The sequence below is a fragment of the Candidatus Mycoplasma mahonii genome, from assembly GCF_030550815.1.
Lineage (GTDB): Bacteria > Bacillota_I > Bacilli_A > Mycoplasmatales > Metamycoplasmataceae > Mycoplasma_O > Mycoplasma_O mahonii.
On sequence record NZ_CP114583.1, the window covers coordinates 531,055 to 546,087 of the forward strand.

A 15,033-nucleotide genomic window follows, 5' to 3' on the forward strand; every position below is an offset into this window, starting at 1 on the left:
CTTTTCTGCCTAAAACTTCTTTTTCATAATCCTCTAAGATTTTTCTTTCTTCTTGGGTGATGATTTTGTTTGTTCTTTTGGCTGCCAAAACTTTCATTTCTTCAAATTTTTTATTTTTCATTTTGTTCCTACTTCTTTCTTGTTAATTGCTTCCAACGCTAATGTGATAGAGATAAATACTAAAAATGATGATATAACAATACTAAAGATTAAAGTATTTTTATTTATCGTTGTCTTATGCTCAAAGGATAATATGTTTAATTTATCTTCATTACTCAAAGCACTTTGCATATCTAATAATTTGGTTGTTGACAAGGAATCAATATAAGATCTTGATGCTTTTAATTTATAAGATTCTAGTTCACCCATATGCACATTATCAACATAGATCATTTGATTAACCTCATCTACTTTAATATTTTTAAAATAAGAAGTATCTGATTCATCACCTTTATTTAGCTCTAATGCATTATTAAAATCAAATAGCGTCTTAGTTTTATCGTGGTTTGTTTCGTTTGCCTTTATTAGAAAGATAATAGCAAAGATCATGATACCAATGGATGCGGCTAACGTTGTTAAAATAATGGTCAATTTATATGTTTTATTCATATATAAATTATAAAGAAAATATTAAAAAACAATATATGTAATATAAAATATTTGATCGATATCATAAATGAACTTATATTAAAAATAAAAAGATGCCACTTTTTGGGGTCAGTCTAGATTTTTCTACACTTCCATTACATTAATTATTGCTTAGTTTATGGATTGTATTGTGTATCACATGGTTAATTTTTCTTCTTTGCCATTTTTAACATTAATTTTATTTTTATTAATACGGTACTTATTTTTCAATTTAAAAGCATTCATGTACTTATAAATAGAAGTTCCTTCTTTAAAAAATAATAAAGAGATAATTGCCGTTTGAAATAATATTTATAGTAAGATTATTATATGAAAGAAATATTGTTCTATAATAGTAAATGAATCTGATGATGATCCGAATAAAATATTACTTACTGAAAATAATAACTCTCTTTTAAAATATGTTGATAATAAAATAATTTTTAATTCACATTATTCTAATGTTGATGAAGAAATAATTGTAAATTATAATAACATAGTTTTTGATGAAGTTTTATACAAAGATTTATGCATGTTAATGGATGTGGCTAAAAAAGAAGCAAGCGGTCTTTCAGGAATACAAATTGGAGAAGAGCTGCTTCCAAGATCTCTTCAAACGATAATATTTTCCAAAATTACAAAAGCTTTTTATGAACCCCCAAGATCAATCTTCAGTTTTGTTTCAGGGTTATTTATTAATATATTGATGGGACATAAACTCACAGATGGAAATAAAAGAGTCTCCTTATTATTTTTAATTCTTTCTTTAAGATATTTTGGATATCATTTTTCTTGGTCAAAAGGAATTCACCAAAATTATACTTTTTATGAAACAAAAATAGAAAAAATTGTGAAAGACTTAGAAAAAGGTTATAATGAAAAAGATGAAATCAATATTGAAAAATGAGTTAAAAAATATTCCACAATTGCATTGTATTGGAGATAAAATGAAAAAAATTATAAATAAAAAACAAAAAAATGACATAATATTTTCAAAAAGAGAAGCATTAAGAATAGCTAAGGAAGCTTTTGATGACGAATTTCTAAAAAAAGAAATGAAAATATTAGCAAAAAGATAATATCTTAAATGGCAATTATCCCTTTATGATGGTTGTGGTACTCGGCATGTTATTTCTATTAGTATTGCAATAGTATTGCAAAAATATTTTCATCTATAATAGTATTACAAAAGACATTACATTCGGAAATAAAAGGAGAGAAAATGCAAAAAACAAGAGAAGAAATAGTTAAAAGCAATAACATCGTAATAACCAAAACTCAAATTACTAAAAGTATTCAGGCCATAAATGCCATGGCTTATGAAAGAGTGCCACTGGTACTAACTCATTCCAAGTCAAAACAAAAAAAACAATACGATAGCATTGTTAAAGAATTGGGATTGGTGTAATGGCTTTAAAAAAAATGACATTTAATGAAAGAAGAAAAAGTTACATTGTACCCTTAATATCAATTATTGAAAATTCATGAATAATAAAATCGAAATTATCAGATTTTAAATCTATGAATGTAATAAATAATTATAGTATAAAAGAAAATGTTGATTGGATATATGGCAAGGCTCCAGCACAAGACGATATGGAGTGATTGATGTGCAAATATCTTCTTTTATATATTGCTGGTATGCATGCAATTAATGTTGATATGCATGCATTAGATTATACTTCATTTAATTATGCTGATAATAAGAAGGAATTCATACATTTAAATTTTTTATTAAAAAACTCAAAATCGAAAATCGAATCATTCTTTGAAAATGAATTTATAATAAAATGAATTAAATTTAATAAATTTAAATTTGAAACTATAAATTATGAACCGATTGAAACTAAAACAATAATAGAAAATCTAAAAAATGTACCTGCAAATATTGGTGATATGATTAAATTGTTATTGAAAAAAAATATCACCGAAGAAGAATCAATAGGATTTATAAGTAAAATACATGCAGAATTTGAAAGTGAATTTCCAAAAGATCAAAAATATTTGAATCAAATAGATAAAGTTATATATGAGAAAACATGAACTTTAGCTAAGAAAATAATTAATAAAGTTGATGGCGCTAAAGGGCATAAGGGAAAAAGTCAATTAACGGTAAAGGATATATCACATAATTTTGCTTTACTTGCTTCATTAATATATAAATTAATATCAATAAATGATGAAAATGAAAATCTTAAAAAAGTAGAAAATAATGAGTAAAAAAGATCACTTAATAACCCATCTGACATAATTGGGTCAGTAACCGAAAAACACAAAGAAGAAATACAATTATGCACACAAGAAATAAATATTTCTAAAATTAAAAATACATAGAAACCAACGTTGATAAAAAATCATAAACTTCCATTTGAAAACACAGCTGAATTTTCCATCAATGAAATTAAAGGAAAAAGAGAGGAGAGGACATAATGATAATAGGAATTGCAATTTTTGTATTAATTATTGTTTTGATATGTTTTTTGATATCAAAAGGCAAAAGAGAAAACACAAAAACAAATTTAGAAATAGAAAAATTTGATTTAGAAAAAAAGAAATTAGAAATAGAAAAAAAAGAAATTAGAAATAGAAAAAAAGATAAGGAGCAAAATGATTAATTGAATAAGAAGAATGACAATTAAATATTTAGCAAGCGAGATTAAAAGAGGAGACAAAGTGCCAGAAAGTTTTAAGATAAAACCTTCACTCAAGTTAATAGTCGAGACAATTGTCTAAGAAGCGCGTTCTAAGAGACAAAACATCTCAAAAGGTGTTTAATAACAATGAAAAAACAAGGAGACTAGTCGTATTTGCAAAAACATACTAACTAGGATATAAATATGATTGAATATATAAAATGGTTAGAAAGCATTAAATAATGGTATTAAAAGACAATTAAATAAAGCAATGGGGCTTATATTTGGCCAATATCCCATATTAAGATCAAGGATCATTAAGCTTTAAACATAAAGCAAAACCGATAGTTATTTATCATTTTAATGGTGGTGACATCATTGCATTACTCGTCACTAGTAATGAAAATCCTGATGGCACACCCAAGATCAACACTGTGCCTTGACATGTTGAAGTGAAATTACAAAGACACTCATTAATAAAAGTTTCAAAACCAATGATGCTTAATAAGGATGCATTATTTAAATATTTTGGAATTCAGGCAAATACCAAAACAAGAAGACAAGTAAAAGGTTCCTTTAAAAAATCAGTAGTATTAAAAGAAGTATAAAAAACAGCCACTACAGCTGTTTTTGTTTTCCCTTACGGAAGTTATGTTTGTCGTAGTATTTTCCCTTACGGAAGTAACGCATAATTATTATAACTAATAAAATATTTAATTATTAAAATATTAAAGTTGTTTTTTTCATGCATTATGATATTAAAATAAATAAAAAAGTCTTTAATGTAGAATCAACAATTCAGATCATTGATGGTGCATCTCCAATAATGGGACATAAATCATTAAACTATTTCACAATATATAAATGCTTTTTAGCTCTAGTAACGGCGGTATAAAGCATTTTTTTACTTACTTTTCCTGTTGGTAAATAAAGAATCACATTATTGTATTCAGATCCTTGCGACTTATGAATGGTAATGGCATAAGCAAGTTCAATAGCTGCCCGGGTAAATTTGTTAGTTGGTAGATAAAAGATTGATTGAGTATCTTGTGAGATGAATTTATAGCATGATTTAAAGGGAGCAAACGTTTTATTGATGTGATCATATATTCGCACCTTCTCTTCACCTAGAAATAACCCTGTAGTGCCATTGGTGATGTTTCAGTGTCACATGTTTTTAATGACAATGATCTTATCATTTAAATGCACTGGTGTTTTATTAACAAATGCTTCCATCTCATCACTTCAAACTTGCGTATAAAATGATTCTGTATGAAGTTTTAAAGCAAACCTTTCCTTAATGATATTATTAATTTCGATTGTTCCATTATGATAATTTCTTCTAGGAGTAATCATAATATGAGAATTATCTTTAATGATCTTGTTAAAAGCCTCGTCTTTAGATATGTATGAAATACCTTGATATTCATTCCTAGGATCTAGGTGGCCATTTTTCCTGACAAATTGGCCCATGTCTTGAATCGATAAGATATCAGTCTTTTGGGTTCGATGAATTTGTTTTAAAGGAAAGTAAGACATTTTCTTGTCTAAAATAGCTTCGATAAAAGGTTTTCCTTCACCAACTGGTTCTAATTGGGCCGGATCACCCACAAAAATCATTTTTTTGTCCGTGATTTTAATGGAGTTGTTTCAGACTCTTTGCAGTTCACCTCATAGTTCATCATCAATCATTGACGATTCGTCGATGATTAAACATTCTTTAGCTTGAACCTGGCTTCTTTTAAAACCTAATATTTCATATTTTCAGGGAGTGATTTCTTTAATGATTGGCTCTAATCATGAATGAATTGTTTTACCTAAGATCACTTGTGAAGCTTTACCAGTTGGAGCAATCCGAGATACATTTCATCCTTCAGCTTTTAATTGATTAGAAATGTGTTTAATTAAATGAGATTTACCAGAACCGGCAAAACCGGTAATGATTAACTCAGATAAGTTTAAAGCATTGTCATAAGCATTTTTTTGAAAAGTATCCAGTTCATTGATATTGCCAATGGCAAACATTTCATCTTTAGTTTTAATTGATCAGACATCATTAACATGTTGTTTCTTCACAATTTTTTTAGTTTGTTTTGGTTTTATTTTAACAGCATGAGTATGACCAAATAAATCAGTCATTTTTGCTTTATCAAGCGGTTCAATATTTTTAAATTTAATACTTTTCCCTAACCGAATTGCTTTATGGACTTTCGATATGTTCTTAGTCACATAATATGTTTCTGCATCATTAGGGTTCTCAATATACTTTAAGAATGTTTTATTATAAATTTTGATATAATAAAGTTGATGGTTGACTTCCACAAAGACCATGACGCCAGCTCTTTTTAGAAAATTATATGCAGTAACATCAATGGAGTTATCTGCTTTGATGGTTTCATCATTTAAATCTAAATACAATTTGTCTTGATGGATTCTGACAAGTCATTCATCAACTAATTTATATATTTCTTTTGGTGTCATGATAAATCCATCCTTTCTCAAATATTATATATGTTAAAAGATATTAAAAAACAACCATGTCTAATGCCCATTAATAATTATTTAATATCCTTAAAAGTGATCTAAAGTAACATCTGTTGTTGCTTTAAAAACCACTCTTGTTTCATTGGGATATGCACACCACTAAAAGCAAAATATGCCACAAGCGTCATAAAAACTACATAAGTAGTATTTTTTCTTATTTCAAATAATTTTAAACAAAGTATTTATTAACTAAAGATGCTAAGACTAAATTTTTATATGGACGATAGCGACCGTTAGTTTCTATTTTAACAATTCCTAAGTCAACTAATTTATCTATGTATTTTTTAATCGTCTTATTATTTTGTTGGGCTTTATTAACTAAATATTTATTAGACACTTTAACTCCAGAGAATGATCATACAACTATTTTTTTAAAGATGTCATTATTTTTTATTTCTTCAAAGTTTGTTACTTCTTGGATTTTTTTGTGATATTCATTGATAAATTTAATAGTGATTTCAAATGATGAAATAAGAATTACTAACATATATTCTAAATATCTATTAAAGTCTCCTTCATCAGCTAATTTTAGTGCTTTATAGTATGTTTTTTTATCTTTTCAAATACTATATGAAAATACTGATGCTGGAATATTAAGAATTTTAAATTTATATAAAAGTAAAGCAAATAAAATTCTGCCTGTTCTACCATTACCATCGATAAAAGGATGAATTCTTTCAAATTCATGATGAATTAATAGCGATTTAACGATTGTGTTTTGATTCCAATCATCATTAATCATTGAAGTTAAGACAGCAACAAGATTTGGTACATTAGCAGCAGAAGGAGGTTTATACACAATATTTTGCTTATTATCTTTTATTGTAACTGGCGTTTTTCTGAAACCTATTGTTCTAGCTCTAATATTGTCGTTTATTCATTCTATATCTTTAGATCTAATTAATTCTGAAGCAACTAATCTTTTATGTGCTTGTTTTAAAGTTTCTCTATATCTAACATATGGTGATAAATGATTTTTTTCTAAAATGATCATGTCATCATAAGCTTCATCCACAGTTGTGTGAATATCCTCAACAGCATTTGAAGCTATTGCATCGGTTGATTCTAATAGATATGTTAATAAATATGGATTCTTCATCTTGGCTAAAAGCACATTGACTTTGCCAATTAAATCGGTTGTTTTAATCAATAATTCCATAACTTTGTTATTTAAATTTATATTTTTCATATTAATTTCCATTTCCACTCATTTCCATTTTAACATAATATTTGGAATAGTGGTAAAAATATAGATAATTTGGAAATTGTCTTTAAATATATACAACTTCAAATTATTTTTGTGAATTTTCAAGAAGATTATTTATCTTTCCAAAATTAATTTTTAAAGAAGTATTATCATGCAATCGATCCCATTTTTCATTGTTATTAACATTTTTTTCTTCATAAACCGTCATGGCTAATTCTAATTCTTTATGATTTTTATTGTATTTTTTCAAATATTCTCTTATTTTATTTGCTGTCATATCATCTTCATTTTTATTTGAATGATTAAAATTAAAATAATAATGACACAATTCATGAACTAAAGTAAATATATAAGAATACTCTCTCTTTTTCATATCACTCATAAAAATAAATCTTTGGTTCTTTCGTTTAAAACAAGCACCATGAATTGTTGAATCAGGAATAAATGGTGCATTGATTAAAATGATGCCATTATTATTTAAAAATGATTCCAATTCTTTTAATCTATCATCAATATCTTTGCTATTTATTAATATGTCTAAAATGCCCTTTAAAACTGAAGGTCCACTTGATTTTTTGAATTTACCTACAGAAATTAAATTGCCATATTTTTTTTCAAGCAAAGACAATCAAAAATAAGCCAAGGGTTTATCTTTGTATTTTTTAAATCCAACAATAGTTTTTAAAAATTCAGATTTTTTATCAGAAACTTTATTAGCACCAAGCCACTCTGAAGCTTTATTTATAAGTGTTTCTTTACTGAATAATGCCATACTTCGTTGTGATTCTAAAAAATTAGCAATAACTTTCATTTCTTGATCACTAGATCTTTTAATAAACTCATCATGACTAATTTTTGCTTTTAATAATGAAAAAGCGGGAAGATTTAATGCCATTTCTATTTTTCTAGATGGTTTAAGTTGCAATTCCCTTTTACCAGAAAGCAATTCTGAAATAAGTTGTGGAGAAAGACCCGTACTAATGGATAAGTCTTTTTGACTGATATTTTCATATGTCATACTATCTTTTAAAATTTCTATAATCATTTTTTGCTCCTCTTTAAATATTTTCTTTAATAATTGTGTGGGTGTATTTTTAATATAACTATTTTTATAATTTTTATTAGTTCATTATTATCTGTTGTGAATTGAATTCTATATTTTTTATTCAATCTAGCTGACCATTCATTTTTGGTGCCTCGTATCTTTTCTATATTGAGTCCTTTATATGTACTTTGAACCATTAACAAATTGTCTTGATTAACTATTTTTTCTTTAAAACTTGTGCATTTTTCTCAAATTTCTTTACTAAAAGTTTTAATAAAAATATCTTTATTTTCATATTTTTGTTTCATTTTTTTATTTTTATAAGAGATATTCATAATAATAATTATATCACTTATGCTATTTATTATACATAAAAGTTAAATAAAAAGCAAAACTTTTAAACAGTTTTCTGTATAGTTTAAACATAAATCAAAAAGCTGATTAATTAAATAACTTTGTTTAGAAATTAGAATTAAATAATAGTAATATATCTAAAATATTTTATTAAAGGAAATAGTATTTCAAAAGGATAAAAAGTCAATATCACAATAATTGACAAAGAATGATTAAAGATTAATAATTAATAGATAGTTACTTATTTACCAAAAATTTCAAAATGATTATGATTTTAGATTAAAAATATATATAGGTAAAAAATCCATGTTAAAGTACTTATCTTAGTTTTTTCATTTGGAGAAAAATTTGTTAGTGAACAACATATTCAAGACTATTTTGAATTAATTGATGAGTACGCAAAAATAAACGAAAAAATTATAGATTATAAAACTGTAATTTTTTATTTACTTCTATATTTATCTTTCTTTTCTTTTTTACATATTCAAGAAACTAGATAAGGACTTTATTAATATGTTCTATATGTAAAGAATCTTCTGCAATCTTTTATAACACCTTTTTTCTAAAATGGGATAGCAGCTAGTTTAATCAACATTGTAATGATAAAGATCGGATCTACTAAAGATATTAAATTAATTGCTTTAAAATGATTAGTTAATGTAAATGATGTTAACATAGATCAAAATATTATTTCTCCAAAGTAATTAGGATATCTTGATATCTTTCATAATCTACTTTTAATAAAGTTAATAATAACTTAGTCTTTCTTTTTTAGTTATCACCATTTTTTGATTTGATATTGAACATTTCATTTATATTTCTTTATTTAATGATATATATTACATTTATGATTACCAACTTTAGAAATCGATCAAAGTTTTTTTGCTAGATATACTATTCTTCCCTTATTCACATCTCTTTTAAAATTTCTTGCCGTTGAATATAACTTATTTTACTATTATTTTCTCCTTATTTTGAGTGTGCTACTTTTTAGGAGTAGATTTAAAATATTATTTCTAACCATTACTTTCCTGATTTAAATAAGAAAAACATATAGTGCTATAATTCCATTAAAGAAAGAAGGCATTATGAATAAATTACCACAAATCGGGATCGGAACATGACAAGTAACACTTGATGAAGTGAAAGTTGTTGTCCAAGCTGCTCATGAAGCTGGATACAAACATATCGATACAGCACAAGTTTATAACAATGAATACCAAATTGGTCAAGCCTTCAAGGAATTAAACATTAACCCTAGTGATTTCTATATCACATCAAAAGTTCATCCATCAAATTACAGATTACATACATATAAATCAGTTCAAGAGTCTCTTAGAAGATTAGGCATTAAGAAATTAAATTTAATGCTGCTACATGCCCCTTTACCTTTAACCAGAATGGAAGATATAATTACTGGTTATAAAGAGCTGATGAGAGCTAAAAAAGATGGTCTTGTTGATGAAATAGGTGTTTCTAATTTTACAGTTGATATTTTAGAAGCTATTAAGGCAGCAACAGGAACATATCCACCTTATAATCAGATTGTTTTATCTCCTAATACAAGATTAATTGATATTGAAGAGTTTTGTAAAGCTAAAGGCATTGGTTTAACTGGTTATTCAACCTTAAGGTCATACTTTAACCCTAATGTTTATTATGAAAACTCCGGAATGAACAATAAGCAAAAAGCATACGTTGAAGGATTAGCTAAAAACCATCATAAAAATGTGGGACAAATTTTATCAAAATGAGCAATTCAAAGTGGCTATCACATTATTCCTAAATCAGTTAAACCTAAACGGATTAAATCAAACATTCTTGTGACAGACTTTACCTTAACTGATGAAGAAATGAAAACACTTGATTCATGAAATAATTACTCTACCGATAAAATGTTCGCGATCTTTTCAAGACAATTAGAAGATCAAGAAAAATCATATGAAGAGTTAACTAATGATGGTCTGTTGTTTGACAAAAACTTTATTAGGTAATCTCCTTTAAATAATACATTCACAATAGAAGTATAAAAATAGCATCCTTATGGTGCTACTTTTTGACATCTTGGACAAATATCATTATTAATTTCTTGAGGATAAAAATGGTTTCAACACCTATGACACTTTAGTGATTCAAATGTTGCGACCTTAATTTCATTAGCATCAAAGACTTTAGCCACCATTAACATTCTTCCTAATTCATAACTAGGGATATTCAAGTGCGATATGTGATGAAGTGGTAAATGAATAATAGCTTCATTACTTCTTTTAATGAATCCTTGTTTGATGGACTCTTCAATGGCATGATTAACATCATCTCTTAGTTTGAAGAAAGCTACTCAATTATTTTTATGAATGGTTTTTTGAGCAGTTTCATTCTTGCCATAAGTTTCTAAGAAGATTGATTCTTTTTTATCTTGTTTATTAAACTCCTTATAAGCTTCTTCCATCGTGGTTGGTAAGATGGGTGCTAGTGCTTTCATGAAGAAGTTAACGATTAATCAAATGTTTGTTTGGAACTGCTGTCTTTGATGATCATCAGCTGCATCACAATATAATGAATCTTTGGCAAAATCAAAATAGAAGGAAGATAATTGAATCATAAATTGATTAATTGATTTAACTACATTTTGAAACTTATAATGATCATAGTATGTAGCTACTTCTGCAATGAGATTATTTAATTGTTCATTAATCAGTAAATGAACTCCAGATAGTTCATGTTTTTTACTTTCATCATAATTATGTAAATTGCCTAACATAAAACTAATCGTATTTCTAATCCGACGATAGATCTCAATATTTTGTTTAATAATATCTTCACTAATAGCAACATCTGAAGTGTATTCAGAATTAGCAGTTCATAGTCTTAAAGTTTCAGCCCCATTTTTATTAATCACTTTTAAGGGATCGATGACATTTCCTTTGGATTTTGACATCTTCATTTTTTTGCCATCTAAAACAAAGCCATGGGTAATTAAACCCTTGTAAGGACTTTTGCCATTATAAGCGACACCATTAATGAGTGATGAGTTAAATCATCCTCGATATTGATCGCTTCCTTCTAAATATAAATCAAATTGTTCCACACCTAATTTTTGAGCTATATATATGTGTGATGAACCTGAATCAAATCAGACGTCCATAATATCCATTTCTTTAGTTCAATTGTTACCACGATAAGATTTTGGTAATAATTCATCAGTGGTTTTTTCTCATCAAACATCAGTGCCATGTTTTTGAACTAAGGCAATCACATGATCAAAAATCTCTTCTTTCATAACAACTTCATCATGTTCATCATAAAAGATAATAATTGGTACCCCTCATGTTCTTTGACGGGAAATAGTTCAATCTGTTCTATCTTCAATCATCTTGGCTAATCTCGCAACTCCCCAATCTGGGAAAGATTTAACTTGAGCTAATTGGTTTAAAATATCTTGCTTAATTTTATCTATTGACACAAATCATTGTGGTGTCCCTCTAAAAATAACTGGCTTATGTGTTCTTCAATCATGGGGATGTGAATGTTTCACAAATTTTAATGACAACATGTTTCCTTCTTGTGCTAAATCCAGACCAATACCTTTGTTGGCATCAAGATAAAACATGTTGGCATATTTGCCAGCTTGATCATCTAATGAACCATCATCCAATACGTGCATAATCATATCAAGTTGTTGCTCTTTACCAATGATATAATCATCTTCCCCAAATAATGGTGCCATATGTACAAGGCCGGTTCCAGTAGCAGTTGTGACATGGTGACCAGCTACAACAGGTGCTTCTAATTTACTAATGGGTCTTTGATAAGTTAGACCAACAAGATCAGATCCTTTAACTGTTTTAAGAAGGTTAAAGTCTTCTCACTTGGCTAATTCAGCAATAGCAGATGTTAGTGCTGAAGCTATCACATATTTATTACCATTAGCTTCCACAATGTCATAATCAAAATTAACCCCCACAGCAACTCCAGAATTTGCTGGTAAAGTTCATGGTGTTGTTGTCATAATAGTTAAATAATCGCCAGCTTGTAGATATTCATTACCTTTGATAATCTCAAAGGCCACAATAATTTGCGGTGATCTAATATCTTCATATTCCACTTCTGCCTCAGCAAGCGCCGACATCGATGAAGGAGACCAATAAACAGGTTTAAGACCTTTGTAAATAAGTCCTTCTAAAGCCATTTTTTTAAACAGCTTTAATTGTCCCACCTCGAAATTTTTATCAAGCGTCACATATGTTTGGCTAAAATCAGTAAAAAGTTGCATGGCTTTAAATTGTTCTTTTTGGATTTCAATTTGCCCAAGAGTATATTCGGCAGCTTTTTTTCTTAAAGTGATTTTATCCATATCATCTTTAGACATCTTGAGTGTTTCTAGCATTTTGTTTTCAACGGGCAAGCCATGGGTATCTCATCCCGGGATATAGGGGGTATAAAAACCCTTCATTGTCTTATGACGAATAATGATATCTTTTAAAATTTTATTTAAAGCATGACCTACATGCAAACTACCATTGGAATATGTTGGGCCATCATGCAAGATAAATTTGGGGTTGTCCTTATTTTGCTCTAAAGCCTTCTGATAAATCTTTTGATCTAACCAAGCTTGCCTTTGTTCTGGTTCCTTAACTTGCAAGTTAGCCTTCATGCTAAAGTCAGTCCTTGGCATTAAGAGGGTATCTTTTCATTCTCGTTTATTTTCATTCATATGTACTCCTTTATTTTTCTTAAAAATATGTTTATAAACTTATTTTATTGTTATAATCTACCTACAAGTCCAAGACCCGTTAATAATGGTGCGGCACAAGCTTCTCTTTTGAAACCTGTTTTTTTATTTAATTAAACCATTAAGACCATCAGCGGTTGTGGATTCTCTAATTTTATTTCTAATAACTTTCATACCTTGACAATCTGTTTTAAAATTAATAAAATGCTTTCAATAATGTGTTTTGGCCATTGGGACTCTTATGTTATCTGGCATATCCATTATCTTCCTTTGTTGTAAAAAGTCCTACTAAGGGGCCAACGTACCACCCTTATTAGGAACTTTCTTGTAGTCATAACGTGAACTAACGCTTTTATAGGCTCAAGAGTGATAATGCATACTAATTAATAGTTTCATCTTGTCTCTATCATCGTTGATATATATTCATTATAAATAAAATACATAAATTTTAGCAATTGTTTTATAAAAGGGTAATTATTTTGTAAAGTAATACTTTAGAATAATAGAAAATTATTTAACTTTTTTTGAAAAAATATGTTCTTTATTGTTTAGAGAATTAAATGTTACAAGGAAGACTCCAAAAATTTGGGTTAATAGTAATACTCAATATACTCATTGTTTCACACCATTAGGTTGGTCAAAACCAGTTACATGTAAGCCGTTTAATGTTAAAACAAGTAATGGTGTAAATAGAACGGTCAAATAGTAAAGAATATCAGCTCTTCCTCCACCTATATGGGAAATAGCATATCAATATGATAAACGACCAATCACAATAGCTGACCCAATAGCAATTAAGATAATTCAAGCTTGTCAAGAACTTAATAATGTTCTTAATAAACTTGTTACATCAGAACCATCTTTTAATAAATAAGCAATTGCTATTGAAACTGGAATAAAGAATATTAATGTTGTTGATGATGAGATTGTAGATTTAATACATAATTTTTCATCATCAGTTAATGCTTTGTCTTTCCCGAATTTCTCTGTGTATTCAGAAATGATAGTTTCAACACTCCATGTTAAAACAGCCAAGATTGCCAGAATCACCCCAATGAAAGTTCTGATGTTAAAAGCGAAACTTTGATCATTTGTAAATGAAGAATAAAATGAAAGTCCTAGAAATCCTCCCACAGCAAGGACAACACCAATTCATGATTTTAGGTTCAGTTTTGTTTTGAAAAATGCAACGGCAAATAGTAAAACAATAATTGGTGAAAAATTAGCTAAAGCTGATCCGTAAGCTGCACCTGAATATAAAATGGTCGCAGTGGTTAAAGTAAATCCTAATGGTCCGCCACATAATGACCCCAAAATAGTTCATCAAAAAGCACGTCTCTTTTCCTTATGTAACTTGAAGAATATTTTTAGTATTTTACCTTTGGTTTTTACGCTCATGAAAAGGAATAACATAAAATCTTTTATAAATGATGTGACAAAAGAATAAGTAATGATTTGAAATATACTAAGATTTGATCTATAACCAACTCCAAAGACAAGGGCAAATAATAAAATATCTAAAATACTATCAATTGAATATAAAATTGGTGAGCCAAAGCCATATCCAACACCTTTTTTCTCAATTTTGTTTAATTTTCTAATTAAAACCATAAACACATTATATAGAAATATTATGTTTTTTATAATAATATGAATATAAACGTGCAACATGTCTAAAATTAACACCTCGCAATGACGCAGAGTTTTGACCCCTAAAATATAAAGGGAGAACAATGAGAAATATAAACAAATTAAATACAAAGATTATCGAAGGAGAGGTTATTTGAAGGAAACGTGTGACTTTTATTAAGGTGCTTGATGATACGCAAGTTCTTATGGGTTAAGGAAATTTTTATGACAATCCTAAAGTTAATAAATTCAAGGCGTCATA

At 27.8% G+C, this 15,033-nt stretch carries 16 protein-coding genes; 8 read left to right on the forward strand and 8 right to left on the reverse strand.

The features are described 5' to 3' along the window. Positions 1-33 precede the first annotated feature (33 nt). Positions 34-609, reverse strand: a complete 576-nt coding sequence (locus tag O3I44_RS02635; protein ID WP_303716925.1) for a hypothetical protein — start codon at positions 607-609, stop codon at positions 34-36. Between the two features lie 550 nt (positions 610-1,159). Here O3I44_RS02635 and O3I44_RS02640 point away from each other — a divergent pair. The 7 genes from O3I44_RS02640 to O3I44_RS02670 all read left to right on the forward strand — a co-directional run bounded on the left by O3I44_RS02640 (position 1,160) and on the right by O3I44_RS02670 (position 3,868). Then, the gene (locus O3I44_RS02640; protein ID WP_303716926.1) at positions 1,160-1,573 is read left to right on the forward strand and encodes a hypothetical protein; all 414 of its coding nucleotides are present in this window, start codon (positions 1,160-1,162) and stop codon (positions 1,571-1,573) included. Between the two features lies 1 nt (position 1,574). After that, positions 1,575-1,706: a hypothetical protein gene (locus tag O3I44_RS02645; RefSeq protein ID WP_303716928.1), complete on the forward strand. Its 132-nt coding sequence runs from the start codon at positions 1,575-1,577 to the stop codon at positions 1,704-1,706. A 143-nt stretch (positions 1,707-1,849) separates the two neighbouring features. Further along, on the forward strand, positions 1,850-2,035 hold the full coding sequence (locus O3I44_RS02650) for a hypothetical protein (protein WP_303716930.1): 186 nt from the start codon (positions 1,850-1,852) through the stop codon (positions 2,033-2,035). Then, positions 2,035-2,847: a hypothetical protein gene (locus O3I44_RS02655; RefSeq protein ID WP_303716931.1), complete on the forward strand. Its 813-nt coding sequence runs from the start codon at positions 2,035-2,037 to the stop codon at positions 2,845-2,847. The genes O3I44_RS02650 and O3I44_RS02655 overlap by 1 nt, the downstream gene beginning before the upstream one ends. A 209-nt stretch (positions 2,848-3,056) precedes the next feature. Next, positions 3,057-3,242: a hypothetical protein gene (locus O3I44_RS02660; protein ID WP_303716933.1), complete on the forward strand. Its 186-nt coding sequence runs from the start codon at positions 3,057-3,059 to the stop codon at positions 3,240-3,242. Then, on the forward strand, positions 3,235-3,360 hold the full coding sequence (locus O3I44_RS02665) for a hypothetical protein (RefSeq protein ID WP_303716934.1): 126 nt from the start codon (positions 3,235-3,237) through the stop codon (positions 3,358-3,360). Before O3I44_RS02660 ends, O3I44_RS02665 begins: the two co-directional genes overlap by 8 nt. A 334-nt stretch (positions 3,361-3,694) precedes the next feature. Beyond that, entirely contained in the window at positions 3,695-3,868 is a 174-nt protein-coding gene (locus O3I44_RS02670; RefSeq protein WP_303716936.1) for a hypothetical protein, read from the forward strand. 238 nt (positions 3,869-4,106) lie between these two features. Here O3I44_RS02670 and O3I44_RS02675 read toward each other — a convergent pair whose 3' ends face one another. The 4 genes from O3I44_RS02675 to O3I44_RS02690 all read right to left on the reverse strand — a co-directional run bounded on the left by O3I44_RS02675 (position 4,107) and on the right by O3I44_RS02690 (position 8,364). Continuing rightward, positions 4,107-5,741 (reverse strand): ATP-dependent DNA helicase, encoded by a 1,635-nt coding sequence (locus tag O3I44_RS02675; protein WP_303716937.1) that lies wholly within the window; start codon positions 5,739-5,741, stop codon positions 4,107-4,109. 232 nt (positions 5,742-5,973) lie between these two features. Further along, complete coding sequence (locus O3I44_RS02680; RefSeq protein ID WP_303716938.1) at positions 5,974-6,993, reverse strand: Fic family protein; 1,020 nt, start codon at positions 6,991-6,993, stop codon at positions 5,974-5,976. Between the two features lie 103 nt (positions 6,994-7,096). Continuing rightward, on the reverse strand, positions 7,097-8,056 hold the full coding sequence (locus O3I44_RS02685) for a helix-turn-helix domain-containing protein (protein ID WP_303716940.1): 960 nt from the start codon (positions 8,054-8,056) through the stop codon (positions 7,097-7,099). Between the two features lie 26 nt (positions 8,057-8,082). Further along, positions 8,083-8,364 (reverse strand): hypothetical protein, encoded by a 282-nt coding sequence (locus O3I44_RS02690; RefSeq protein WP_303716942.1) that lies wholly within the window; start codon positions 8,362-8,364, stop codon positions 8,083-8,085. Positions 8,365-9,498: 1,134 nt separating this feature from the next. Here O3I44_RS02690 and O3I44_RS02695 point away from each other — a divergent pair. Continuing rightward, positions 9,499-10,404, forward strand: coding sequence for an aldo/keto reductase family protein (locus O3I44_RS02695; protein ID WP_303716943.1), 906 nt, complete (start codon positions 9,499-9,501; stop codon positions 10,402-10,404). A 47-nt stretch (positions 10,405-10,451) separates the two neighbouring features. Here O3I44_RS02695 and ileS read toward each other — a convergent pair whose 3' ends face one another. From ileS to O3I44_RS02710, 3 genes are all read right to left on the reverse strand, one after another. Then, complete coding sequence (gene ileS / locus O3I44_RS02700; RefSeq protein WP_303716945.1) at positions 10,452-13,124, reverse strand: isoleucine--tRNA ligase; 2,673 nt, start codon at positions 13,122-13,124, stop codon at positions 10,452-10,454. Between the two features lie 123 nt (positions 13,125-13,247). Next, entirely contained in the window at positions 13,248-13,397 is a 150-nt protein-coding gene (locus tag O3I44_RS02705) for a hypothetical protein (RefSeq protein ID WP_303716947.1), read from the reverse strand. Between the two features lie 255 nt (positions 13,398-13,652). Continuing rightward, positions 13,653-14,753 (reverse strand): DMT family transporter, encoded by a 1,101-nt coding sequence (locus tag O3I44_RS02710; protein WP_303716948.1) that lies wholly within the window; start codon positions 14,751-14,753, stop codon positions 13,653-13,655. Positions 14,754-15,033: the final 280 nt, after the last annotated feature.